Genomic DNA, 23,007 nt, shown 5'->3' with positions numbered 1-23,007 from the left:
CGCCGACAGGGGTTACATTTTCCATTGATACGGAAAACGTAACCCCTCTACTACTTTATGCAGACATCCTTATTCAATTTCAAACAGCTTGCTAATTGACAATTCCTCATGAACCCGGATAATGGCTTCTCCGAGCAAAGGTGCTACAGACAACACTTTAAGTTTGCTTGTCGGGTTAGCATGCGTAATCGGAATGGTATCCGTTACGATAACTTCCTTCAGCGGTGCATTCTCCAAGCGTTCCATCGCAGGTCCGGACAATACCGGGTGAGTACAGCAAGCGTATACTTCCTTCACGCCGCCTTCCATCAGAGCATTCGCTCCCAATACAATCGTTCCCGCCGTATCAATGATGTCATCGATCAGAATTGCTGTTTTACCTTCGATGTTACCGATAATGTTCATCACTTCGCTGACGTTCGGCTCTGGACGACGTTTGTCGATAATTGCGAGAGGTGCATTCAGGAAGTCCGCCAGTTTCCGAGCGCGTACTACGCCGCCGTGGTCAGGCGATACAACAACCGGATTTTCGATCTGTTTCGAGCGGAAATATTGAGCCAAAATCGGCACGCCGAGCAGATGATCGACCGGAATATCGAAGAATCCTTGAATCTGCATTGCATGCAAGTCCATCGCGATTACACGGGTTGCACCCGCTTTTTCGATCAGATTGGCAACCAGTTTGGCTGTAATCGGGTCACGCGAACGGGCCTTACGGTCCTGTCTAGCATAGCCATAGTACGGAATAACGACGTTAATCGTCTTGGCAGATGCCCGTTTAAGTGCATCAATCATAACGAGCATTTCCATCAGGTTGTCATTAACCGGCAAGCAAGTAGACTGCACGATATAAACGTGACAGCCCCGAACACTCTCAGAGAGTTTCACTTGGATCTCACCATCACTGAAGCTAGTTGTGTGAGATTCACCCATAGGAATTCCGATATAATCAGCAATTTGATGGGCAAGCTTGGGGTTAGAATTGCAAGTAAATATTTTTAATTTCGAATCAAAATAAGTCATAAAATAAAAACCCTCCGTGCTGGTTCATTGGAATCTATAAGCGTCTGCGACATGTCGGCACCCCCCGATGTTCGGGAGGCAATTCTTAATATCAATATCCCTTATTCGGGTTTGGCATTTTGTTTCTTGGCTTTGGCACGACCGCGAATTTTCTCCGCATACCCAGGTTTGTTCTCCTGGCGTGGGCGAGCAATCGCGAGATCGTTGTCGGGAACAGAATGGGTTACGGTAGAGCCCGCGACAACATATGCGCCTTTTCCTACCGTGACAGGTGCAATCAGATTGACATTGCTGCCTACGAACGCATCGTCTTCAATCGTCGTTACAGCTTTATTATATCCATCATAATTCACCGTTATTGCCCCGCATCCAACATTTACGTTTTTCCCTACTTTAGCATCCCCAATATAACTGAGATGAGATACTTTGGAGCCTTCATCAATTGTAGCATTTTTCACTTCAACAAAGTCACCAATTTTTACTTTGCGGCCCAGTTTGGTACCTGGACGCAAATAAGCAAATGGACCTACGGTTGCTTCTGATCCAACCTCGGCCTGTGACAGTACAGAATGCTTGATTGTAACTCCATCCTGAATAATACTGTCTTCCACATCAGCCTGAGGACCAATATGGCATGCCTCACCAATGGTGGTCATACCTTTGAGTATGGTACCCGGATACAATACCGTATCTGATCCAATGGTAACATCTGCCCCGATATATGTCGATGCCGGATCGATGATCGTGACACCGTTCAACATATGTCTCACCGCCAAACGTTCACGCATGAACGCTTCTGCTTGTGAAAGAGCAAGTCGATCATTAACTCCAATGGATTCCGCGATGTCATCTGACATGTAAGCTTCCACCACTTCTCCATCATTACGGAAAATGCCAACCACGTCAGTCAGATAATACTCTCCCTGAGCATTCTGGTTCGTCACTTTCTCCAGCGCAGCGAACAACTTGGCATTATCGAAGCAGTACGTACCTGTGTTGATTTCGTTCACAGCATCTTCCTGCTCCGTGCAATCCTTCTGTTCCACAATGCGCTGTACAGAACCATCTTCTCCGCGAATAACGCGGCCGTACCCTTTGGGTTTGTCCAGTTTAGCTGTTAGTACCGTTGCTGCTGCTCCACGACTCTCATGGAGCTTCATCAGTCCTTCCAGCGTCTCGCTGGTCACAAGTGGTGTATCTCCACAGACCACAATGGTCGACCCTGCTTCACTGCCGAGCAGAGATTTAACCTGCTTCACCGCATGTCCTGTTCCCAATTGTTCAGCCTGAAGCACGTACTCTGCTCTGGAACCCAAAAATGACTGCACCGCTTCGGCACCATGACCGACCACGACGACGCTGCGTTCAACGCCTGCGCGAAGAGCTGCATCCAGCACGTGACCCACCATTGGTTTACCGCATACGGGATGCAGTACCTTGTACAATTTCGATTTCATCCGTTTGCCTTGCCCTGCCGCAAGAACGATTGCCATTCTTTTCAAAATTTACGACCTCCTGTTCTGAAAAACCCATCGTTTGACCTTACCTGTATATATCCGATGAGTAACGTTCAGCCGGCTTTTGCCGGTCTTGTTCATCGCCTGCTGTCTCTGTAATCACGCGTAACAACGCGGACACCAACAAATCGTGACCTATATGTATACGCCGTGTACCTGCGAGCTTAACCGATTCCCATGATTCCTAAGATGCCGCCCTGTTACCAAGCGCACGCTGCGCTTTTTGTTCTTTCAACATTTTGCAACATTCAAGCCGCGAAAATGCTCTTCTGTGAATAAACTCAATACTGAATATATCTTATTCCGGTCAAAAAGAAAAGAGAGCCATAAGACATGGCTCTCTTTTCCTTCGAACCCCAATAATGTTCTCAGGCACCTTCTTCAATGACTTCTTCCTCAGTTGCTGCGCGATCATACTCAGTCAAAACAGCTGCTTGAATCTTCTCGCGAGTACCGGAAGAGATCGGGTGGGCGATATCACGGAATTCTCCGTCAGGAGTCCGCTTGCTCGGCATAGCAACAAACATTCCGTTATTGCCATCGATGACGCGAATGTCATGAACGACGAATTCGTTATCGATGGTAATGGATGCGATAGCCTTCATTCTCCCCTCAGAGTTAACACGGCGGAGTCTGACATCCGTAATTTGCATGTGTGTGTTCACCACCTTTTTCCATCAGAACTTGGTGTATAATTCCACACAGCCTATACGAACTCCTTCTTTTTATAACCACAAAAATGTCCTAATTTCAGGAATTTTTTTATTTAATACACAATTCGACAACGTTAGTGCCAGGTCGATGGAAAAGAACCTTTCCCGACATGTAATTCGTCATGATTCTACAGGTCAAAATAGTTGCCAGGCTTGACGGAAATGTGTCTGCTCTTCGCATCAACCGCCGTCAGCTTCGCCAGAGATATGTAATCCGTCAGCAGTCGTTCTTCCGAATCAACTGATCCAGATTCTACTAATACGCCTACCCCGGCTACCGTTGCATTAAACTCGGCCAATAGGTCGATCATCCCTTGGACGGTTCCTCCAGCTTTCATAAAATCATCTACAATGAGCACTCTGGAGTGCTCACGCATTGCCCTGCGAGATAGGGACATGGTATGTAGGCTTTTATGGGATCCGGATACATAATTGATACTTACGGCCGATCCTTCCGTAGCCTGATGGTCCCTGCGCACGAGCACTACAGGCAGGTTGAGCTGGGCTCCGGTCGCATAAGCAAGCGGAATTCCTTTAGTCTCGACCGTCATCACCACATCAATATCCTTATTGCCAAAGGCCGTTGCAAAAATCTTGCCGGCTTCATTCATCAATGCGGGCTGTCCAAGCAGGTCGGACATGTACAGGTATTCACCAGGCAGTATCCGATCGGACTGCGCGAGCTGGGTAGAAAGTCGTTCTGCAAAAGCCAGTGCCAGTTCTCTGGACACCTTTGGAATCCACTTTACTCCCCCGGCTGCTCCAGCCAGTGTATGCAGTTCTCCCGAACCACCTTCTTCGAATACTTCCTTGATAATCGCCAAATCTTCACTGATCGACGACTTCGCAGCTCCATAGCGTTCGGCAAATGTAGTCAACGGAATAACCGTATGCGGTCTAGACAATAAGTACTGCGTCATTTCAACCAGCCTTGCGCTTCGTTTTAATTTCTTCACAGAGATCCATCCTCACGATCACGGAAAACATCCAAATCCGAATAATTATTTAAAAATATACCACCTTTATACGTGTTTGTACATTATAAAAGCGAATTTTAAGTTAGCATACGTACGGCATATACTTCTTTACAGAAGCCTCGAAGTCCATTGTAGATCCGGGCAACCTTGGACTCCTTAGAGACCAGTCCAAACACAGTTGGACCGCTGCCTGACATTAATACTCCGTCTGCTCCAAGCCGAATCATGGCATCCTTCAGATGCTGAACTTCCGGATACAGCTTCAACGTTACGTCCTCAAGCACATTGCCCATCTGCCCGCATACTTCGGCAAAGGATTGGTTGCGAATGGCCTGCTCCATTTTGACAGCACTCGGATGACGAACAATCTTGTCGCTGCGGAAACGTCCATAGACGTCGGCTGTGGACACATTAATCGGCGGCTTGGCCAAGATCACCCAACATTGCGGGGGATTCGGCATCGGTGTCAGCTTCTCCCCACGGCCTGTGGCGAGTGCTGTTCCGCCTGTAATGCAGAAAGGCACATCCGAGCCCAGTTCAGCTCCAAGTTCCTGCAGCTCTTGATCCGGGATGTTGAGACGCCAAAGGCGATTCAATCCACGTAGCGTTGCTGCTGCATCACTGCTGCCACCAGCAAGTCCGGCGGCCACCGGTATTTTTTTGTCCAGATGAATATGAACTCCGGTTCTCACGTCATAACGATCTTTGATGAGCCTGGCTGCCTGAAAAGCCAAGTTCTTCTCATCCAGGGGGATATATCCCGCCTGACTGGAGATAAAGATCGTGTCACGAGGCAGCTCAGACATTTCCAATCGATCGGCAAGATCCACCATCGTCATGATCATCTCAACTTCGTGGAATCCATCTCTTCTTTTATGTAAAACGTCTAGCATCAAATTGATTTTAGCAGGCGCTTTTTCGTAAATTTTCAAGGCGTTCACCCGTCCTCACCTTTTCCCTAAGACAACTTAACATATTATATCAAAATGGGGCTGTCAAGTCATTTCTATTCCGCATCCATGGGGAAAAAGCGAGGTCATTCCTGCCGGATTGCCCCGCTCTCCAAACCGATTGAACCGGATTACGATTTGCGTGCCGCTTCTTCCGCAAGTTGAATGGCCCGTTTCACCATATTGCCCGCATCCTTCGCTTTGATTCCACCCCAACCTTCCTGCTGGACGGTATCATAGAACCCCAGGTCTTTTGCCAGTTCATTCTTGAGTTCATCCGACATTACACTTCTTCTTCTCCGACTCATGGTTCATCCTCCTCGAAATAGTTCATTCATGATAAGTCCATTCGTATCCGGGACTATTTGCCCCCAGGTCAAGGAAAATGCCTTGAACCTGTCCAAATAGTATGCCGCTTCTTCGCCAGACTCATTCCTGATCATATATGGCTTCAGATGAATCGAGCAGAATTTTTAAAAACAAAAAAAGCGACCTGCCCAAAGGGGCAGAATCGCCGTAAATCGATACTTACGTCTCCATGTAGGAGCTATGCGTCTGGCTGCCTGGATCAAATACCATGACTTCCACCGATTCCGTAAGTATATCAGCATAACTGTAGGATACTCGCTTGAAAGTTTCTTGCTCCTCATCAAGCTTGACAATAAAAACAGAAGGGTACGTTTCTTCCAATACACCCGTACGCTCAATGGTCTTACGGCGGCCACCATTAGCCCGCAGCATAATTTTCTGACCGATATGTGCATCGAGATTGCGTTTGATATCCAATAGCGTATTTTTAGCCATTGTCGACGACCACCTCTTTTCTTGTCCATTATACCGGATTTTACAGTCATTGTCAAATCAAAACTAATTATTATATCAGTATCAAAAAGTTGTTGTCAATGAATTTTTTTGCAAACAAAAAAAGCCCCTAAATGGGACTTTCTTCTGCCATCTTCAGACGGCTGATGGATTCACTTTTAACGTGGATAAATCGTTCAACCCGGGCAGACCTACCCGATAACTTCCCCGTGTCTCTACGCCGCCCACACCCTGGCTACCACTAATCGTGTTATGCAAAATGTCATTCATGTTCACCGTTTCCCTCACCGACGTGAAGGCTGCCTTGGCTGCCACATAGACTGGGTCCAGGGCATGAATGAGAATTCGGCCTGGTGAACTGGCAAAGTTCGCTCCAGCCCGCAGCAAGGCCTCAAAATGGGACTGACACGCGCCAGCTACAATCGTGAGCGCATCGAGATGACGTTCATATTGCCTAGCCACCTGAATAGCTGATACGAAGTTTTGCGAATTCTTGTAGCTTCCCAGACTATATAAGTCATAGGGCTGACGGGTCTTAAGTACCCCATCATGGCCAGTAATGACGACGATATCCGGACGCACTTTGGGCAGCAGACGATATAAAGTATCCGCCATGGCAGACTCGTGAACATATTGCCCCTCTGCAGGAACACGTAGCTGCTCATAAAGGTTCATGCTTTTTTTTAGATAATTGGGATCGCCATCCAAGTGCAGCACTTTGCCTGGCATCTCGAAATAAGCCGGGTCTTGTTGAACAGACCATTCCTGAACTATACCTTCACGATTACGCTCGGCCTGTTCCATTCGATTCTGCTGCAGGCGTGAGAGCGTCTGATGTGCCTTCACATGGGCCTGCCTAGTCTTAGCACTCTGCGGTTCATAAGGAACCTGTATCAAATCGGCCACAGGGGAATCGGCTAACAGCCGGAACTCGGTCCCTTTAATAATGGCACCGTCCGACTGGAGGCCTTCCACCCGGAAAGTCACATCTCCACCGTATGACTTTCGAACGACCAAGTCTCCGATATTCATCAACATAATCACCTCTACCCCATCGTATGGGCAGAAACCCGGATTGGTTCATCCGAATTTTACAGAGCTGCGCGTACCCCGGCTTCCCACATTACGGTACTGAGTGTGGCATATTCCTGCAGACTCAAAGTTTCCCCTCGTCTCGAAGGCTGAATGCCGGCCTGCTCCAACAGCTGATCAGCCTGTTCTCTGTTCTCCTTCGTGAAGAAACGAGCTTTCAGATTATTAGAGATGGTTTTTCTACGCTGCGCGAAGGAAGCCTGTACCACCTCGAAGAAATGTGCCTCGTCGGGAACTTCAACCGGTGGTTGTTCTCTCACCTTTAACTTGATTACAGCCGATTCCACATTAGGCTGCGGAATAAATACTGTGGGCGGAACAATACAGACCAATTCCGGCATACTGTAGTACTGAACCGCAATGCTCAGACTGCCATAGTCCTTTGATCCTGGTGCAGCTGCCATGCGTTCGGCCACTTCCTTCTGGATCATGACCACAATGCTGTCTACTGGCAGCTTCTCTTCGAGCAGCTTCATCATGATTGGCGTCGTTACATAGTAAGGCAGATTGGCCACAACACTCACTTTATCTACCGTGCCAAAATCGGTGCGGAACAACTCAGCTAGATCCAGCTTCAGCACATCCCCGTGATGCACACGAACGTTCGGATAAGGCTGCATCACTTCACCCAGAATCGGGATCAATCTCTGATCAATCTCTACAGCCGTTACAGGACCGGCTACCCGAGCCAGACGTTCTGTGAGTGCGCCAATACCTGGTCCGATCTCAAGTGCGCCCTTGGACTCGTCCAGATCAGCTGCATTTACAATTTTGTTCAATATATTTTGATCGATCAGAAAGTTCTGACCCAGGCTCTTCTTGAATGAAAATCCGTGTCTTTGAATAATTTCTTTGGTTCGTTTGGGTGTTGCAATCTCTACGGTTTCTTCCATGCCTTTCATACGCTCACAATCCTTCACGTTCAATTTGCGATAATGCTTCGGAGAACTCTTCCCGGGTAATCTGGAATACACTCAACCGCTTGTGAAACTGCTTGCCGTTGCAATAACCAATGCCCAGCAAATTGCCCATCTCCATACGACGTGCAGCGGCTTGTGGGTGCACAATCAGTCCCGCCGCAATCAGATCCTCCCAATCGATCAGACTTGGTGCGCCTTCATAAGACGTGTGTACACGTGCTAATGCATGACGAATCGCCTCCGGTGAGGCGTTCTCCACTCCGATGTCGCCTTTCCTCGTAGCATCCGCCTCAGGGATGAAAGCATGCTTGCAACCAGGTACTTTATTGGCGATGATTTTACGAATACGTTCACCTGCATGATCCGGGTCTGTCAGTACGATGACACCACGCCTCTCTTGAGCAAGTGCAATCCGCTTTAGAATGCGCTGGTTGATGGCCGACCCACCGGTCTCGATCGTATCTGCCTGAACTGCACGTCGAATGGCTACAGTGTCGTCACGACCTTCTACCACGATCACTTCTTTTATCATGTTCCATTTCTTCCTTTCTAACGCAAAAAGAAGAGGAATATCCTCTTCTCTGCCAAACGGCGGGGGAGACTGAATTCAGACCCCTCCGCCGCATATTCCGCATGAATCATTCATGCTTATATTTTATAGCATTCCCATTTCAAAGTAAAACGATTTTAGTTCGCTTCCGGCTTCACCGGACCAATCACATATACCGTCTTGCCTTTCTTCCGTCCGAAGTTCAGGGCATGCTTCACACTATCATAATACACATCAATTTTGTTGCCTTTAATGGCACCACCTGTATCTTCCGCACGACGGAAGCCAAGGCCCTCGATATACACCCACCAGCCAATCGGAATGATTTTGGGATCAACCGCAATGGTACGTCCCTCAGTTACCCGAGTACCTGATGCTGTTTTTGTGCCGATACCGGGTTCTTCAGAAGAGTATGCCGTCATGGATACATTTTTCAAAACTTTTGAATATTTAAAAGAACTGCCTGAGACGGTAATTACTTTGCTGCCCGAGGCAGCGGTTTTCTTCGAGTTCGTAGTTGTTGCTGTTTTTGTCGTGGAAGTCTGCGCCGATACCGTCTGAATCACTGGCTCTTTCACAACAGGTTTGGCTTTAGTACCAACGGCGATAACTTTATCGACGCGATTCGTTGCGACCGATTTACCCACCATTTTTTTGGAGACCAATTCTCCATCCTGGAACACCTTTTCAATATGCTGTACAAGTGTGCCTTCTTTACCGCTCACAACGACACGATTGTCGCCTTTGTACAAGCTAGGATCAGCCGTTTTGATCACTTTATAAGCAATCGGCTGTTCCACTTCCACCGTACGCTTTGTCACCCGCACTACACGGATTTTCATATCCGCTTCAATAGTGGTTCCAAGCGCCGGATACACTTTGTCTTCACTTGCAATCTGAATACCTGATTTTTTAATCGCATCTTTTACCGATGAATCGGTTGTATACAGAGTCTTGGTGTCTCCGTCTGCCGTAATATTAACTGGAACGGCCCGCTCAATAACGATGCGGTCTCCATCTGTGATCGCCCCATTCAAGGGCATGGATACCTGATCGTGAGGGCTGACTGTGATTGACTGCTCCTCCAGCATTTCCTGAAGCATTCCTGTACGAGTCTCTACCGCTTGAGCTTTGCCATCAATAACCAGTGAAATTTGTTTCCCGGCCTGACCGTAAACGACTAACAAGATCATGATTGTAAGCGCAATTGAGAAAATCGCGATCAATGCCATTTGACGCAAGTTCTCATGCTTCCACCGCAACGCGAAAGACTTACTGGATGATCGTGACTCATGGGTCTCTTCTGGTTGGAATGTGCCCACTTCTCCGTCCTCCTTCATAGCCTCGCCGTCTAAAGTAATGCATGATGTCTTTGACGCGACTATACCAAATTTTCTACAGAACACAGATCGGACCAACATAATCCGGTTCTGCACCATGAATCAATCTTCGCAACATGATGTCATCCTCCTGAATACTTACCGTATGATGACAGTATTTCTTTTATTCAAAAACAAAAAAGCCAAAGAAAGAGTTTAAGAGGAACTCTTTCGCGGCTTCCGAATGATTCTGAATATCGGAAATTCATGCACGAGGTTGCCTCTCTTTTTCCGCTTGCGAGGTTAGCTGTCGGGTTCGGGCGAAAGAGAGCCGCCCTATCTCCGGTCATCCGCTCATGGCGGACGCCCTTGAATTCACCCCGAGACCCAAAGAAGAAATCAAATACGGCTTCGCAGATTCATACGCTGCTTTTGGGTCAGCGCATGTTGCGCATCGGCTGCAAACACCGATGTTTAAGCCCTATTGGTTCCCCCGCTCTCCGTTAACGGAGACTCAGCGAGACTGATTCATGAAAGTAATGTTGTTTCATCGGAAAGTGTCCCTTTGTTCATCCCCCGAACATCTGTCCAATTTTCCGCACAACAATTCACTGAAAAGATGATATCCTGTTTCTATGCATGTTGTAAAGCGTTGTTCAAGTACGTTTTTCTAAATATTTGGTTAAAATATTGTAATATTCTTGATTTATTTGGATCAAAAAGCAAATTAACTCCGCCTAACTCACTTTTTCACCTGTTTTGCTCGATATTTTAACGAATCCCAAATCGTTCCATGGCATTTTTGGTCGTTATTGTTGCAATTTCCTCTACCGAAATGCCTTTAATTTCCGCAGCTGCTTCTGCAACCAGACGTACATGCGCTGTCTCATTTCGTTTTCCACGATAAGGGTGCGGTGTCAAATAAGGAGCGTCCGTTTCGATGAAAAATCGGTCCATAGGAACCTTCTCAAGAACCTCTTTGGGCTGCTTCGCATTTTTGAACGTGATTGGCCCTCCGAAGGAAAGATGAAAGCCCAAATCCAGGCACATTTTCGCTGTTTCCCAGCTGCCAGAGAAGGAATGCATAACACCGCCTACTTCCCCAGCCTTCTCTTCACGCAGAATCTTTACAATATCCTCATGCGCATCCCGGTTGTGAATGACAATTGGCATATTTAACTCACGGGCAAGACCAATCTGTTGTCGTAATACGCGATGTTGAACCTCTTTCGGTGAAGTGTCCCAGTAATAGTCTAGACCAATTTCACCAATGGCTACCACTTTTTCATGCTTGCATAAAGATGCAATCCATTCCAGATCACCCTCCTGCATTGTGATTGCATCCACTGGGTGCCAACCTACCGCAGCATATATAAAATCATAGGTTTCAGCCAGCTTCATCGTGGATGGAATGGTCTCCCGGTTAAAGCCCACGTTTATCATACGACCAACGCCAGCATCCACGGCACGCTGAATCATTTCCTCGCGGTCCTCGTCGAATTGTGGTGCATCCAGGTGTGTATGTGTGTCGAACAACATCATGCTGTATTTCTCCCTTCATGTCGAATAAACGACTATCTCTTTTTTAATCCATCCTGCACATCTTAACCAGAACATAAATATTACTAAATTGGATCATGTTTTTTATATTTCGTTCCATTAGTTTATTGAACACAACATGTAGAACGAACAAGTTCCTTCATATCTATATGTGCTTATTTTTAGCAACTCAGTTTGTATTCTAATTGCTCAGATTACAAAATTATGTCGATCTACATGTACTCTCCATTAAAGCAGATTACTGTATCATGAAAAATAGCTCTTTTCGAAAGCTTTTTTGCATCATGATTTTTGAACAGCATTGCACATCATTTAATGTGAGAAATAGGGGCGTATATGGGACGGTAATACATGAACAATTGCATCCACCTTATTTTGCGGATAATACAAATGATGCTTTCCACGATGAAGACCACTAATTGAACGGACAATGTCGGACACCTCTGACAACTCATGTAACTTGTCTTGTCGATCAAGCAGCAAAATCTGCTTGTCCGTGGATTCATCCGGACGAAACACATCATACGGATTATCCGTTGGAAAATCAATTTCTAGATCATACTCGGGATTGAGACCGGCTACAGTGAAGGCTTCCCGAATCTCTTCAATCATGTTTACGTCGATCTGTTCAATCTCTACATACTTATATAATTTGCGATCTATAAATCGTTCGCATAACTCACTTAGAACAGCATCGTCCTCTTTGCGCCACTGCATAAATGCCGTCTGAATCAAAGCTTCGTCCAGTTGCAAATATTCATCCACCGATAGATCTCCATTGAATAACTGGGGCAGTGGATCAATCATGAAGCGGAATTGAAAACCTTGCTGTATGAGACTTTTTGCCCGCTTAAATATTTGCCGCAATATAATTTCCGAACTCCGGGTAACCGGATGAAAGTAAATTTGCCAGTACATCTGGTACCTGGACATCAAGTAATCCTCCACGGCGTGCATGCCCGACTCCTTGACCACAATTCGTCCGTGATATGGACGCAGCATACGCAGGATACGGTCAAGGTCAATCGTCCCATAATTTACACCTGTAAAGTAGGCATCCCGAAGCAAGTAATCCATGCGGTCCGCATCGAGCGGACTGGTAACCAAATTAACAACAATAGGTTGCTCATACGTTTTTTGAATAACAGAAGCCACCTTCTCGGGAAAATCAGGAGCATACCGTCTTAAGATCGCCCCTACTTCGGTATCACCTGTAATGATCCGACAAGTCCAATCCTCATGATTCATATTGAAAGCTTCTTCTATAGAGTGAGAGAATGGCCCATGTCCAAGATCATGGAGCAATGCTGCGCAAAGGGCTACCGTCTTTTCCTCCTTTGGCCAATCTGAATAGTGACTTCTTTCGAATTGGGAAATAATCTTACGCGTAATTTCGTAGACGCCCAAGGAATGTGAGAAGCGGCTGTGCTCTGCACCATGGAAAGTAAGAAACGATGTTCCCAATTGACGGATTCGGCGTAAACGTTGAAACTCGGGCGTGTTGATCAACTGCCATATAATCGGATCTTGCACATGGATATAATTATGTACCGGATCTTTAAACACCTTTTCTTCCGTTAAACGCTGTTCCATGTCTCTTCACTCCTTTAAATATCGTTTGTATTTGTCGCTTTCCAGTATAATACTACCAAAGATTCGACACGATTTGACGAATCTTGTCGAATAAGGTAGTTTTGTCGTTTTCCAAATCGACAAAGCTGACATTGATGTTTAAATACGAAAAATGGCTTCCAATCCCTTACCCCTCGTAATCTTATCAAAAACAGCCTTTATTTTAAGCTAATTTTAAGGTTGACTGTTTTGGGAATCGTTGGTATGATGAGTATCATAAAACATAAAATAATGTCGAATAATGACAATGATCGTTAGCTGAGAGGAGCACTGATTATAATGATGAAATCAACAGGTATTGTAAGAAAAGTGGATGAACTGGGACGGGTAGTTATTCCAATCGAATTGCGCCGTACGCTTGGTATTGGTGAAAAAGATGCTCTTGAGATCTATGTTGACGGCGAGCGCATCATGTTAAAAAAATACGAACCAGCTTGTATCTTCTGTGGCAATGCAGAGAACGTTACTTATTTCAAAGGTAAAATTGTTTGTAACGAATGTATTTCCGAAATCCCTGCACCTGTGACAAAATAAGAAGTATCAGGTATAATGGTCTTATTAAATTGTTATTTCTAACCTTTTTATATTCCTTGATCGCCTTCCCGGTGTGAACCCCACCGCTGGAAGGTATTTTTTTGCTTTATTATTGGTTTTCATTACCCAAAAAATCGAGCTACGAGTCTGTTTAACTCCAAAAAGAAGAGCGGTGACGTTCGTAATATATTTTTTTGCCCGCTCTGCTCGTTTTCATATTCCATTAAGGTTGGATCTAAGGTCCCTTTAAGTTTATGTTCCCTATTCCAGCATATTTTTGTTGATTCGTTATTAGATTAAAGCGTTATATACATCTCGTTTCGTCAAACCCCGATCCGTTGCCGTTTTCTTCATCGCATCTTTACGACTAAGTCCTTCATTCTCATAATGGCTCACATGATCCTCCAAAGACAGCAGTTGCCACCAAGCTTCCCGCTCCGCCCTACGCTCCTCTTCCCTGATACCTTCTACAAGCAAACAATATTCCCCAAGTGGCGGATGTTCCTCAAGCCATTCTATGCACTCTTGGATACTGCCTCTTGCGAACTCCTCATGACGTTTCGTCAGCTCACGCGCCAGTACGATCGACCGATCACCCAGAATCTCTTCGAGATAGGCCAAAGTTTTGCGAATACGGTGAGGGGACTCATAAAATAGCAACGTACCGTTGGACTCATTAAAAGCTTCCATCACTTTTCGCATGTCTTTTTTCTCCCGCGGCAAAAAACCGCCGAATGTGAAACGCTCCGTCGGTAAACCGGATACGATCAGAGCTGATAACGCGGCATTGGCTCCAGGGATGGGAATGACCGTAATTCCGGCATCAAGCGCAAGTTTTACAAGATCGGAACCAGGGTCCGAAATGGCCGGCAGACCGGCATCACTGACGAGTGCCAAATTTTTTCCTTCTATTATATAGCGTATTAGTTCAGGCCCACTGGCTGCCTTATTATGCTCATGGTAACTGAACAACATCGATGGTGTAATTTCAAAATGGGTAAGCAGCTTTCGGGTCTGACGAGTGTCCTCCGCTGCAATGATGTCACAGCTCTGCAATGTTTTAATTGCTCGAAATGTCATATCGCCCAGATTACCGATTGGTGTTCCTACCAAATATAGTTTACCGGCATCATCCAACTGCTCCGCGTAGCTCTTCTGAATATGCAATGTCATCTATAACCCTTCTTCCGTTGTACGTTGTGCATGCTGTGCACCGTAATATATGTCCATGATTTCTTCGCAGTATTTCCCCTCTTCATTGTAGACAATCAGTGGTGGAAGCATGCGTACCTCCGGTTTCCCATCCTTGAGTGCTTCAATCAACACCATATTGGCTTCCAAATGAGCACGGGGATGTACCATCCGAATTCGCTTCGGTTCAAGTTTGTACTCACGCATCAGAGAGATGATCTCTCCTAGACGCTGCGGGCGATGAACCATGGATACTTTACCGCCATTGCGCACCAGTCGATTGCAGGCCTGAATGACTTCCTCCAGCGTACACCCGATTTCATGGCGTGCCATTGCCTGATGAGTGTTCATCTTGAGATCACTTCCATTCAAGGGCATATACGGAGGATTAACCGTTATAGCATCGTATGCAGCATGGCCCGTTTCCTTCACGAGTTCACGCAAATCACCTTCATGAATCGTAATGGATTCTTCCAATGCATTCAGCTGAACGCTGCGACGTGCCATATCCGCCAATCGTGGCTGAATTTCAATGCCTTCCAGACGCGCCTGCGTTCGTGTGGTTAACAAAATGGGAACAACCCCATTGCCTGTACACAAATCAAGCACACGACCACGTTTCGGTACTGAAGCAAATCGGGCCAACAATACGGCATCCATCGAAAAACTAAACACTTCATCACTTTGAATAATCTTCAAATCATGAGAGAGCAAATCGTCGATTCGCTCCGAATCTTGCAATTTTACTGATATTTCTGTCATATGATACACTCATCCTCCGGTACTCTATATCTCAGACAAGGTTCTTAACCTTGAAAAAAAACCGTAGGGGATCCCTACGGCCACTTCATTTATTCAAAAAAGACAGGCAGAACAGACAATCGCCTTCCGTCCGCAAATGTCCATAATAGACATTGCAGATATGGAATCCTTCGTGATACAACCGAGCCAGATTATCATACCCTTCACCTACAACATCTTCACCAGTAGCTGGACCCGCAGGCCTTGCTACCGGAGCGAGCGCCGATGCGATGGGCAAATCTGCCGGGGCCTCACGCTTCAGCAGTTTGCGTAACTGCTCATTCTCGATGGTAAGCCGCTGATTATCTTCAAGCAGCTCTTTAACAATCATTTTTAACTCTCCTAAATCACTGTGCAACTGACCCAATTGGGTTTCCATTTCATGAATGTGCGTAAACAGATTTTTCTTTTCCAAGTTTCCACCCCGAAGCAACCTTTATGGTTTACTTGATAACGACGTCATCCAGCGGAAGTTCTTTGACTTTACTGATGTCGAACAGTTGAACATGGACTGTGCGATTACCGGCATTGATGCCGACAACTTTTCCTTCACCCAAAGAGGTGACGACCAACTTGCCTACAGCCGGCAATTCTTCTCTCACACTTTCATAGTTATCATGCTCAAATTTCAGACAACACATGAGTCTTCCGCACAACCCGGAAATTTTCGTCGGATTCAGTGACAGGCTCTGATCTTTAGCCATCTTGATTGATACCGGCTCAAAGTCTCCCAGCCAGGAAGAACAACATAATACTCGGCCGCAAGGTCCGATTCCTCCAAGCATCTTTGCTTCATCACGTACACCGATCTGTCTCAGTTCGATCCGTGTCCGGAAAATGCTTGCCAGATCCTTGACCAGCTCCCGGAAATCCACTCTTCCTTCAGCTGTAAAATAAAAAATAATTTTATTGCGATCAAACGTAAATTCCACATCGACCAGCTTCATTTTGAGGCCGTGGTCTTTGATTTTATTTAAACAAGTACCGAATGCTTCTTTTGCTGCACGCTTGTTCTCATCTACGACACGGGCATCTGTCTCGCCCGCCACCCGGATGACCTTTTTGAGCGGCAACACCACATCAGACTCGCCCACTTCTTTCTTGCCAACGACAACCTTACCGTACTCTACCCCCCGCGCTGTCTCCACGATAACGCAGTTTTCTTTTTCAATGGGAAGGTCCAGGGGATCGAAGTAATAAATTTTGCCCGCTTTTTTGAAACGGACACCCACTACACTATACAAAAAATTAACCCCCTCGTAAGCCAATCCCACTTCGTCTGAAGCCCTGTCTTCTTAGGGAACCCGCCGAAGTTATAACCGTTTGCATATGATTGGAACAAAATCTGTCCTCTCCCAGTCTTATGCCAAACCGATCAAAAATTGCTCCAGACAAAGCTGGCCATTGACATTGAAACGCAATTTTTTTCTGCATGCTGCGGCCATATCCATGTAGGAAACCCACTGCTCGGTGCTGCGGGTATGGGCCAACTGAGACAGCATGTCCAACTGATCTATAAAAACGATATGTTCATGCCTACCATACTGGACATACAGCATATCCCTGAACCATAAATGGAACAGGCTAAGCATCGTATCCAGGTGTTCTGAGAGTCCGGTTTTAAAAAGCTTCTGCTGTGCAGAGATCAATGATGTACTTCCTCTACCCAGGGACTCCTTCCCTAATTGTAACATTACGTTTCTAATTTCTGCAAACCAATTCTGCTGGAGAATTTCTCTACATGCTTCCAGTCCTGACGCTAAATGGACGGCAGAGCGAGCCAGATTGGCAGGGTGCCCTTCCACAATCAGCGATTGCAGCATCTCTTCCGGATTCAGTGCACTGAAAGGAACCAATTGAGAGCGTGAACGAATGGTGGGCAGCATCGCCTGTCCATTATCCGTAATCAAAATGCCTACCGCGGGCACCTGAGGTTCTTCCAGAAACTTCAGCAAGCTGTTGGCCGCTTGGACAGTCATCTTCTCGGCCTGTTCGATAATATATACTTTGGGATGCCCCGCCTCTGAACGATATGAAAAGATACGCTGCAAATCCCGAATTTGATCAATTTTAATGTTATTTCCATCCGGTGCAAGCATGGTTAGATCAGGATGATTTCCATGTTCCACCTTACGACATTCAAGACACTGTCCGCAGGCATCATCTTCAAGCTCTGTACAGAATATTGCTTTGGCAAATGTGATCGCCGCCTGCAATTGTCCACTGCCGGATGGTCCGCTAAACAAATAGGCATGACTTATGGCATGACGTCTCAAACTGCTCTGTAACATCTGCTTGGCTGCCTGCTGACCCATAATTTGTTGAAAGGACATACTTCCTCCTCAGAAGCTTAAATTAATAAGCATTCCCCGAATTTCTCCTACTTGCTGTAATAACGTAATCTTGCCTTCCTCTGTTTCTAAAAGCTCATCAGCCATAGATAATAAGGCAGAGTCTATCTCATCAATTAACTTGTAACGCTTCCCTCTTCCCCGACGATCCCATCCTCGAGTCTCTTTCATAGATACACCGCGACGGACCGTTTCCTCCAGAAACCTCTTTACAAGCTGCTTGTATGCTTTCAATTCTCGAATTGTCATGGAACGAGACAAACGGTCACCCTGCATCTGTATCTCACTTAATCGGCGGGTAAGTTCAGCCTGTGATGCCCGTTCACCCTGGTGATTCATCATATCAGAGAAATTTTTGGATTGAACCGGTTTGGAGCCGGAATCGGAAGAACTGAGTCCACTCTGCATCGGTCGGAATCCAGGGTTGATTTTCATGGAAACGCCTGCTTTCTATCTTAGTAGGCCAATCGCCCATCAGCACAGTGCGCGTTGCGCCTGTGCGTGGAGGAGACCTTATATATGTGCTACATCATACTCTATATATAATAGTAGTTAAATATCACCATATGGATCTATTCGTTGTTAGTCAACCTCTGTCCGAAATAAGATCTTTCCCTGATCGAAAAGTTTTTTCCGGACAGAGAACGCGATTCTTGATTACAAGAAGGACGCTCAATTTTATTTATAATGGCATCATTAAAAGTGTTCGAATCGATCTACCGGAAGAACAAACACGGTAGCTCCGCCTACTTGAACTTCGACAGGTAGCGGCAGGTAAGAGTCGGTTGTTCCGCTCATCGGAGTGACCGGAGTCACGAGCTGTTCACGAACCTTACAGCTGCTGCGAATGACGTTCATTACGGACTCGACCTGACCATCATCGACACCGATCATAAACGTCGTGTTGCCTGCCTTCAAAAATCCACCGGTACTGGCCAATTTCGTAGCCCGAAAATTTGCTTTGACCAATGCGCTGGATAATCGGTTGCTGTCTTTATCCTGTATAATCGCAACAATCAGTTTCATCCTGCATAACCTCCTTCAGATAATAAGCACCTTATGAAATGCCCTGTCTATATATTAGACAATTACTCGTCAAAATCCTTCAAAATCCCTGTCTCAAGCGACAAAATCATTGCTGCCAAGACCTCTTCTTGCTTTTGAGAAGCATCGATGACCTTGATCCTGTCAGGAAACTGTTCCTTCAACAAAAAATAGCCTTCACGCACTTTGCGGTGGAACTCCAGACTTTCGAGATCAAGACGGTTAACTTCACGTCCATCGTGGGCATCAATGCGGGCGAGTCCTGCTTCCGGCTCGATATCCAGATAGAGTGTGACATCTGGCATCAGTTCACCTATTGCAAACCGATTAATGGCCCAAACATTCTCTACGCCAAGACCACGAGCGTATCCTTGATAGGCCAGACTGCTGTCGACAAATCGGTCACAGATAACTGTCTTCCCTGCCTTCAATGCAGGCTCCACCTTCTCCGCCAGATGCTGGCTTCGTGCAGCTGCATAGAGCAGCGCTTCGGTTCGTGCATCCATTACCGTATGAAGAGGATTGAGGATGATGGCACGTATTTTCTCCGCAATTTCAATCCCGCCAGGTTCCCGAGTAACTACATATGGTATACCCTGTTCTTCAAAGTAAGAACCTAGCTCACTGATCATCGTTGTTTTGCCGGACCCTTCTCCCCCTTCCAACGTAATGAATTTACCTCTGCCCTGCATATGCTTCCCTGCTTTCTATATCGATAATTGCTCCTAATTGTGCTGCGATAATTTATGCCCTCGATCCTCTCTTACTCCAGACTATGAAATAGCCCGCCTAGAGGTGTATATTCATCACTAACGGATTAGGTTGGTTCGAGTATGGTACGAGCTTCTTTCTATAATACCATACATGATCTCGCGTTAGCGGCCAGCTATTCTCCAATATTTCCGATAAGGCACCTGGCCTGATCAGCCGTAAATCATCCATACCCATAGAGGGAGCATGACAGAGCCGGCAATAGCACTGACAATCATGGATACGGAACTCAGCGCTACCGCATTCTCTCCATACTCAAAGGATCTTGCCATACCCAGTGCATGGGAAGCCGAGCCGAGTCCGATCCCATACGCATTTTTGCTGTTTACTCTGGCCCATTTTAAAATCATGGGTCCCAATAATATCCCCGAAAATCCAGCTATCATCACAAATAACGAAGTGAAGGATGAATTTCCTCCCACCTGATCAGCTAGTTGAATGGCAACGGGTGTCGTAATGGATTTAGGCAATAATGCGATAACGATATCTTGCGGATAACCCAGCAGCAGTGATATGGCAGCCCCTGTGGACATGCCAACGATGCTCCCACCTAAGGTCCCCCCCAATATCGGGATAATATTCCGTTTCAGTACATCACGGTGTTTCGCCAAAGGGAATGCCAGGGAAACTACAGCCGGCCCCAATAATTCCTGTATCCATTTGCCACCAAGCATGTACGTATCGAGCTTAATACCGGAAATGAGCAGAATCAGTACGATTACAGTCGTTGCCGTCAATACGGGCATAAGAATCGGCCACTTCAACCTTCTATATAAATGAGTCGCCGGAATATATATAGCCACGGTCAGGGCAATCATTCCGATTCCGAGGATGAATGCGAGCATGGGATCGCCTCCTTCTTGCCTTGATGCGTCGATCTCCACGCCATGAGCCATTCACTGATTTTCGCAGACAACAGACAGGTAACCAATGTACTAACGATCAACCCCAGAACAAGCAGCACGGTATTGGCTCTAAAAAAATCAAAATGATTGATAATGCCCACCGTGGGAGGGATAAATAATAATTGCAAGTTCGATTGAAGCCAGGATGACCCTTCTTCGCCCCAGCTTATTCTGATCCATCCCAGTTGAATGACGATGAATAAAAGCAGCATCCCGACAATACTTCCTGTTAACGGCAGATGCAGTACAGCCTGAATCAGGTTTCCTATCCAATAAAAACCGTACATCAGTATGACTTGCAGGACTATTCCCGTATATTTTTTTAGCGGAATATCCAAAGTTTGTTCCCTTCTTTCTTATGTCCAGACAACAATGATGTCCTAACTTGTTTGAGCATTTTGCATAAATCCAAAGAGCGTCTTCTAAACTCAATTATTCCCTGATGATTTTCAATGATTGCAGCGAAGTATCCGATACACCATGAAACCTTGCTCCTTCATCTCTCAGTAGCTTAATACGTGCAACCATGGACGCACTTATTCGCTCACCAGCGTACACAAGAGGTATGCCGGGCGGATACGGAATGACCATTTCCGCAGAGCGAAGACCTACACACTTATCAATGGATACCTCTGTCGTATCCTCCTCCATAATCGGCTGCAACGTAAACGGGATGGGCTCCGAGAAAGGAGTTCCTTCTTGAAAATTGTTCCACGTGGAAATATAATTTTCAGAATCTTTTGTAAAACGCTGTGATTGCTCACCAAGAGATTGGCTCTGCTCCTGTTCAAGGCTGATTTGCCGTAAAGCCTGCAATAGGTGCTCGGCATCGCGCAGCGTTGAGCCCAGACTGAAGAGCAGGACGACGTATCGTTCGTCGCTCATCTCGGGCACGCAGCCGCACGCTTCCAGCTGCTGCTGCAGCCCATAACCGCTCAGCACCCCTGTGCCGTCATAAATGACGGCCTTGAACGGGTCCTGAGCGGTGTAACCCGCGGCTGAAGGCAACTCCGCCGCGGGCACTGCTTCTGGCCGCCCCGGTGCACCGGCGGCCTCGGACTTACCGCCAGCTGCCGGCTTCGCCCCGGCTGGCGGCTCTTGCTGCAGCAGCTGCCCCGGCTGCAGCAACTGAAAGCGCGGCAGCTCCGCAAGGCCGCGCTTAAAGGCGTCCACGGCGGCAAGCCCCGCCGTGAAGGCATTCGCGCCCTGCATATGCAGCAGGCGGCGCGCCAGATCAAGCGAAGCCATCACTGGGTACGATGGGCTTGAGCTTTGCACCATGGCCAGACGCTGACGCAGCAAGGACCGGTTTAACCGTGGTCCTTGAACGTGTAGCATGGCTCCCATGGTGAAAGCAGACAGCATCTTGTGGGTCGACTGCACCACACCGTCTGCTCCGCAGGACAGTGCAGAGGCTGGCAGCTCCGGATGCTGCCCATAATGCGCGCCATGCGCTTCATCCACGAGCAGCGGCATGCCTGCCTCATGGCACACCTCAGCGATGGGCTTCAGATCAGCGCCCATGCCATAATAATTGGGCAAAGTCACAAGTACTCCCTTTGCCTCAGGATATGCTAGGACAGCGGCCTGCACCGTCTCAAGCGACGGCATCACCGCAAGTCCACTCGCTGAATCGACCCATGGCTCCAGGAATACAGCCCTTGCGCCTGCCAGCATCAACCCGTGAATGACTGACTTGTGCACATTACGCTGTACCAGTACAAGACTATTAGGTTCATTACATACGGTCAGCAGCAAAGACAAATTACCAGACGTACTGCCTCCGACAAGGAAGAAGCTCTCCTCTGCTCCAAAACAATCCGCTGCCAACTGCTGTGCCTCCAATATGACCCCCTCAGGATGATGCAAGTCGTCCGTCCCTGAGATTTCCGTCACATCCATCCGCATCATCTCCAGAAACGCACTCACCGGTACAACATCTGCTGCAGATCCGTCAGTACTATTCCCTCCATGAACCATCAGACCGCCAATTTCAATGCCATACCCTTGTTCCTCAGCTTGTCTGAAGCTCTCTTCCCCATCAGTTACTGTCCGTCCCAGACTTTGTTTTCCCTTTGCCTCACCCTCATTACGGTGAATTTCACCAACTTCTCCATCTGACTGCTGCTGGTCCGCTTGCTCCAGTAACCCGCGATAGACTTGTCCATTCTTGTGCCCAGGTACATGAAAAGAACGCTGCCCTGAATCACGATACGAAAGCAACGCCTCATATAAAGGTGCGGTATTTGATTTATGCTCCATTGAATAATCATCCTGTACATTCATAAATTTTGATATTGTTCGTACCAATGCTCTCTCTATAACAACAGAGCTC

At 46.8% G+C, this 23,007-nt stretch carries 25 protein-coding genes and 1 riboswitch; of the genes, 1 reads left to right on the top strand and 24 read right to left on the bottom strand.

Features of this window, described 5'->3' with window-relative positions; translation table 11 throughout:
* Positions 1 to 69 precede the first annotated feature (69 nt).
* The 13 genes from AC3ITG_RS00200 to AC3ITG_RS00140 form a co-directional block, all read right to left on the bottom strand.
* Positions 70 to 1,023: a ribose-phosphate diphosphokinase gene (locus tag AC3ITG_RS00200; RefSeq protein WP_017691370.1), complete on the bottom strand. Its 954-nt coding sequence runs from the start codon at positions 1,021 to 1,023 to the stop codon at positions 70 to 72.
* Between the two features lie 101 nt (positions 1,024 to 1,124).
* A complete protein-coding gene (glmU, locus tag AC3ITG_RS00195; protein WP_489254384.1) occupies positions 1,125 to 2,516 on the bottom strand; it encodes a bifunctional UDP-N-acetylglucosamine diphosphorylase/glucosamine-1-phosphate N-acetyltransferase GlmU in 1,392 nt (463 codons plus the stop codon).
* 392 nt (positions 2,517 to 2,908) lie between these two features.
* Positions 2,909 to 3,193 (bottom strand): septation regulator SpoVG, encoded by a 285-nt coding sequence (spoVG, locus tag AC3ITG_RS00190; RefSeq protein WP_017691372.1) that lies wholly within the window; start codon positions 3,191 to 3,193, stop codon positions 2,909 to 2,911.
* A 188-nt stretch (positions 3,194 to 3,381) separates the two neighbouring features.
* The gene (gene purR, locus AC3ITG_RS00185) at positions 3,382 to 4,209 is read right to left on the bottom strand and encodes a pur operon repressor (protein ID WP_413373842.1); all 828 of its coding nucleotides are present in this window, start codon (positions 4,207 to 4,209) and stop codon (positions 3,382 to 3,384) included.
* A gap of 98 nt (positions 4,210 to 4,307) precedes the next feature.
* On the bottom strand, positions 4,308 to 5,162 hold the full coding sequence (gene ispE / locus AC3ITG_RS00180; protein ID WP_489254383.1) for a 4-(cytidine 5'-diphospho)-2-C-methyl-D-erythritol kinase: 855 nt from the start codon (positions 5,160 to 5,162) through the stop codon (positions 4,308 to 4,310).
* A 149-nt stretch (positions 5,163 to 5,311) separates the two neighbouring features.
* A complete protein-coding gene (locus tag AC3ITG_RS00175; protein ID WP_053778930.1) occupies positions 5,312 to 5,488 on the bottom strand; it encodes a small, acid-soluble spore protein, alpha/beta type in 177 nt (58 codons plus the stop codon).
* Positions 5,489 to 5,708: 220 nt separating this feature from the next.
* On the bottom strand, positions 5,709 to 5,984 hold the full coding sequence (gene veg, locus AC3ITG_RS00170; protein WP_053778931.1) for a biofilm formation stimulator Veg: 276 nt from the start codon (positions 5,982 to 5,984) through the stop codon (positions 5,709 to 5,711).
* A 153-nt stretch (positions 5,985 to 6,137) separates the two neighbouring features.
* Positions 6,138 to 7,034 (bottom strand): sporulation peptidase YabG, encoded by an 897-nt coding sequence (yabG, locus tag AC3ITG_RS00165; protein ID WP_413373843.1) that lies wholly within the window; start codon positions 7,032 to 7,034, stop codon positions 6,138 to 6,140.
* Between the two features lie 59 nt (positions 7,035 to 7,093).
* The gene (rsmA, locus tag AC3ITG_RS00160) at positions 7,094 to 7,996 is read right to left on the bottom strand and encodes a 16S rRNA (adenine(1518)-N(6)/adenine(1519)-N(6))-dimethyltransferase RsmA (RefSeq protein WP_489252478.1); all 903 of its coding nucleotides are present in this window, start codon (positions 7,994 to 7,996) and stop codon (positions 7,094 to 7,096) included.
* Between the two features lie 4 nt (positions 7,997 to 8,000).
* Positions 8,001 to 8,546 carry a ribonuclease M5 gene (rnmV, locus tag AC3ITG_RS00155; RefSeq protein ID WP_024633704.1) on the bottom strand — a complete coding sequence of 182 codons (546 nt, stop codon included), beginning with the start codon at positions 8,544 to 8,546 and terminating at the stop codon, positions 8,001 to 8,003.
* A gap of 155 nt (positions 8,547 to 8,701) precedes the next feature.
* Positions 8,702 to 9,886: a resuscitation-promoting factor gene (locus AC3ITG_RS00150; protein ID WP_413373847.1), complete on the bottom strand. Its 1,185-nt coding sequence runs from the start codon at positions 9,884 to 9,886 to the stop codon at positions 8,702 to 8,704.
* A gap of 273 nt (positions 9,887 to 10,159) precedes the next feature.
* A riboswitch (cyclic di-AMP (ydaO/yuaA leader) is annotated at positions 10,160 to 10,413 on the bottom strand.
* 241 nt (positions 10,414 to 10,654) lie between these two features.
* The gene (locus tag AC3ITG_RS00145) at positions 10,655 to 11,425 is read right to left on the bottom strand and encodes a TatD family hydrolase (protein ID WP_489252477.1); all 771 of its coding nucleotides are present in this window, start codon (positions 11,423 to 11,425) and stop codon (positions 10,655 to 10,657) included.
* Between the two features lie 330 nt (positions 11,426 to 11,755).
* On the bottom strand, positions 11,756 to 13,036 hold the full coding sequence (locus AC3ITG_RS00140; RefSeq protein WP_489252476.1) for an HD domain-containing protein: 1,281 nt from the start codon (positions 13,034 to 13,036) through the stop codon (positions 11,756 to 11,758).
* 318 nt (positions 13,037 to 13,354) lie between these two features.
* On the opposite strand from AC3ITG_RS00140, the gene AC3ITG_RS00135 reads away from it, so the two are divergent.
* Entirely contained in the window at positions 13,355 to 13,609 is a 255-nt protein-coding gene (locus AC3ITG_RS00135) for an AbrB/MazE/SpoVT family DNA-binding domain-containing protein (RefSeq protein ID WP_024633700.1), read from the top strand.
* Positions 13,610 to 13,900: 291 nt separating this feature from the next.
* Here the strand turns inward: AC3ITG_RS00135 and rsmI are convergent, their stop codons facing one another.
* From rsmI to AC3ITG_RS00080, 11 genes are all read right to left on the bottom strand, one after another.
* The gene (gene rsmI, locus AC3ITG_RS00130) at positions 13,901 to 14,782 is read right to left on the bottom strand and encodes a 16S rRNA (cytidine(1402)-2'-O)-methyltransferase (RefSeq protein WP_489252475.1); all 882 of its coding nucleotides are present in this window, start codon (positions 14,780 to 14,782) and stop codon (positions 13,901 to 13,903) included.
* A complete protein-coding gene (locus AC3ITG_RS00125) occupies positions 14,783 to 15,562 on the bottom strand; it encodes a tRNA1(Val) (adenine(37)-N6)-methyltransferase (RefSeq protein ID WP_413373853.1) in 780 nt (259 codons plus the stop codon).
* A gap of 85 nt (positions 15,563 to 15,647) precedes the next feature.
* Positions 15,648 to 16,016 (bottom strand): DNA replication initiation control protein YabA, encoded by a 369-nt coding sequence (gene yabA, locus AC3ITG_RS00120; protein ID WP_024633697.1) that lies wholly within the window; start codon positions 16,014 to 16,016, stop codon positions 15,648 to 15,650.
* Positions 16,017 to 16,044: 28 nt separating this feature from the next.
* Complete coding sequence (locus AC3ITG_RS00115; RefSeq protein WP_024633696.1) at positions 16,045 to 16,845, bottom strand: PSP1 domain-containing protein; 801 nt, start codon at positions 16,843 to 16,845, stop codon at positions 16,045 to 16,047.
* Positions 16,846 to 16,962: 117 nt separating this feature from the next.
* Complete coding sequence (gene holB / locus AC3ITG_RS00110; RefSeq protein ID WP_413373856.1) at positions 16,963 to 17,934, bottom strand: DNA polymerase III subunit delta'; 972 nt, start codon at positions 17,932 to 17,934, stop codon at positions 16,963 to 16,965.
* A 9-nt stretch (positions 17,935 to 17,943) separates the two neighbouring features.
* Positions 17,944 to 18,387 (bottom strand): YaaR family protein, encoded by a 444-nt coding sequence (locus tag AC3ITG_RS00105; RefSeq protein ID WP_024633694.1) that lies wholly within the window; start codon positions 18,385 to 18,387, stop codon positions 17,944 to 17,946.
* Positions 18,388 to 18,648: 261 nt separating this feature from the next.
* On the bottom strand, positions 18,649 to 18,978 hold the full coding sequence (locus tag AC3ITG_RS00100) for a cyclic di-AMP receptor DarA (RefSeq protein WP_017691391.1): 330 nt from the start codon (positions 18,976 to 18,978) through the stop codon (positions 18,649 to 18,651).
* 62 nt (positions 18,979 to 19,040) lie between these two features.
* A complete protein-coding gene (tmk, locus tag AC3ITG_RS00095) occupies positions 19,041 to 19,688 on the bottom strand; it encodes a dTMP kinase (protein ID WP_489252474.1) in 648 nt (215 codons plus the stop codon).
* A gap of 231 nt (positions 19,689 to 19,919) precedes the next feature.
* The gene (locus tag AC3ITG_RS00090; protein WP_489252473.1) at positions 19,920 to 20,612 is read right to left on the bottom strand and encodes an LrgB family protein; all 693 of its coding nucleotides are present in this window, start codon (positions 20,610 to 20,612) and stop codon (positions 19,920 to 19,922) included.
* Positions 20,582 to 21,010 carry a CidA/LrgA family protein gene (locus AC3ITG_RS00085; protein ID WP_489252472.1) on the bottom strand — a complete coding sequence of 143 codons (429 nt, stop codon included), beginning with the start codon at positions 21,008 to 21,010 and terminating at the stop codon, positions 20,582 to 20,584. Before AC3ITG_RS00085 ends, AC3ITG_RS00090 begins: the two co-directional genes overlap by 31 nt.
* Positions 21,011 to 21,104: 94 nt before the next feature.
* Complete coding sequence (locus AC3ITG_RS00080; protein WP_489252471.1) at positions 21,105 to 22,934, bottom strand: aminotransferase class I/II-fold pyridoxal phosphate-dependent enzyme; 1,830 nt, start codon at positions 22,932 to 22,934, stop codon at positions 21,105 to 21,107.
* Between the last annotated feature and the right edge of the window lie 73 nt (positions 22,935 to 23,007).

This window comes from Paenibacillus sp. GL_099_B, assembly GCF_057835695.1.
The sequence above is the reverse complement of the archived record's forward strand: the minus strand, read 5'-3'. Positions and strand labels throughout refer to the sequence as shown.

Bases quoted from the DNA above. Each gene is read 5' to 3' on its own strand.
- glmU (WP_489254384.1), bottom strand. From the start codon at position 2,516: ATGGCAATCGTTCTTGCGGCAGGGCAAGGCAAACGGATGAAATCGAAA.
- holB (WP_413373856.1), bottom strand. From the start codon at position 17,934: ATGTCCTTTCAACAAATTATGGGTCAGCAGGCAGCCAAGCAGATGTTA.
- AC3ITG_RS00105 (WP_024633694.1), bottom strand. From the start codon at position 18,387: ATGAAAATCAACCCTGGATTCCGACCGATGCAGAGTGGACTCAGTTCT.
- AC3ITG_RS00080 (WP_489252471.1), bottom strand. From the start codon at position 22,934: ATGGAGCATAAATCAAATACCGCACCTTTATATGAGGCGTTGCTTTCG.
- veg (WP_053778931.1), bottom strand. From the start codon at position 5,984: ATGGCTAAAAATACGCTATTGGATATCAAACGCAATCTCGATGCACAT.
- AC3ITG_RS00200 (WP_017691370.1), bottom strand. From the start codon at position 1,023: ATGACTTATTTTGATTCGAAATTAAAAATATTTACTTGCAATTCTAAC.
- AC3ITG_RS00140 (WP_489252476.1), bottom strand. From the start codon at position 13,036: ATGGAACAGCGTTTAACGGAAGAAAAGGTGTTTAAAGATCCGGTACAT.
- AC3ITG_RS00090 (WP_489252473.1), bottom strand. From the start codon at position 20,612: ATGCTCGCATTCATCCTCGGAATCGGAATGATTGCCCTGACCGTGGCT.
- AC3ITG_RS00135 (WP_024633700.1), top strand. From the start codon at position 13,355: ATGATGAAATCAACAGGTATTGTAAGAAAAGTGGATGAACTGGGACGG.
- yabG (WP_413373843.1), bottom strand. From the start codon at position 7,034: ATGAATATCGGAGACTTGGTCGTTCGAAAGTCATACGGTGGAGATGTG.
- AC3ITG_RS00100 (WP_017691391.1), bottom strand. From the start codon at position 18,978: ATGAAACTGATTGTTGCGATTATACAGGATAAAGACAGCAACCGATTA.
- rsmI (WP_489252475.1), bottom strand. From the start codon at position 14,782: ATGACATTGCATATTCAGAAGAGCTACGCGGAGCAGTTGGATGATGCC.
- AC3ITG_RS00125 (WP_413373853.1), bottom strand. From the start codon at position 15,562: ATGACAGAAATATCAGTAAAATTGCAAGATTCGGAGCGAATCGACGAT.
- tmk (WP_489252474.1), bottom strand. From the start codon at position 19,688: ATGCAGGGCAGAGGTAAATTCATTACGTTGGAAGGGGGAGAAGGGTCC.
- AC3ITG_RS00175 (WP_053778930.1), bottom strand. From the start codon at position 5,488: ATGAGTCGGAGAAGAAGAAGTGTAATGTCGGATGAACTCAAGAATGAA.
- spoVG (WP_017691372.1), bottom strand. From the start codon at position 3,193: ATGCAAATTACGGATGTCAGACTCCGCCGTGTTAACTCTGAGGGGAGA.
- rnmV (WP_024633704.1), bottom strand. From the start codon at position 8,546: ATGATAAAAGAAGTGATCGTGGTAGAAGGTCGTGACGACACTGTAGCC.
- rsmA (WP_489252478.1), bottom strand. From the start codon at position 7,996: ATGAAAGGCATGGAAGAAACCGTAGAGATTGCAACACCCAAACGAACC.
- AC3ITG_RS00145 (WP_489252477.1), bottom strand. From the start codon at position 11,425: ATGATGTTGTTCGACACACATACACACCTGGATGCACCACAATTCGAC.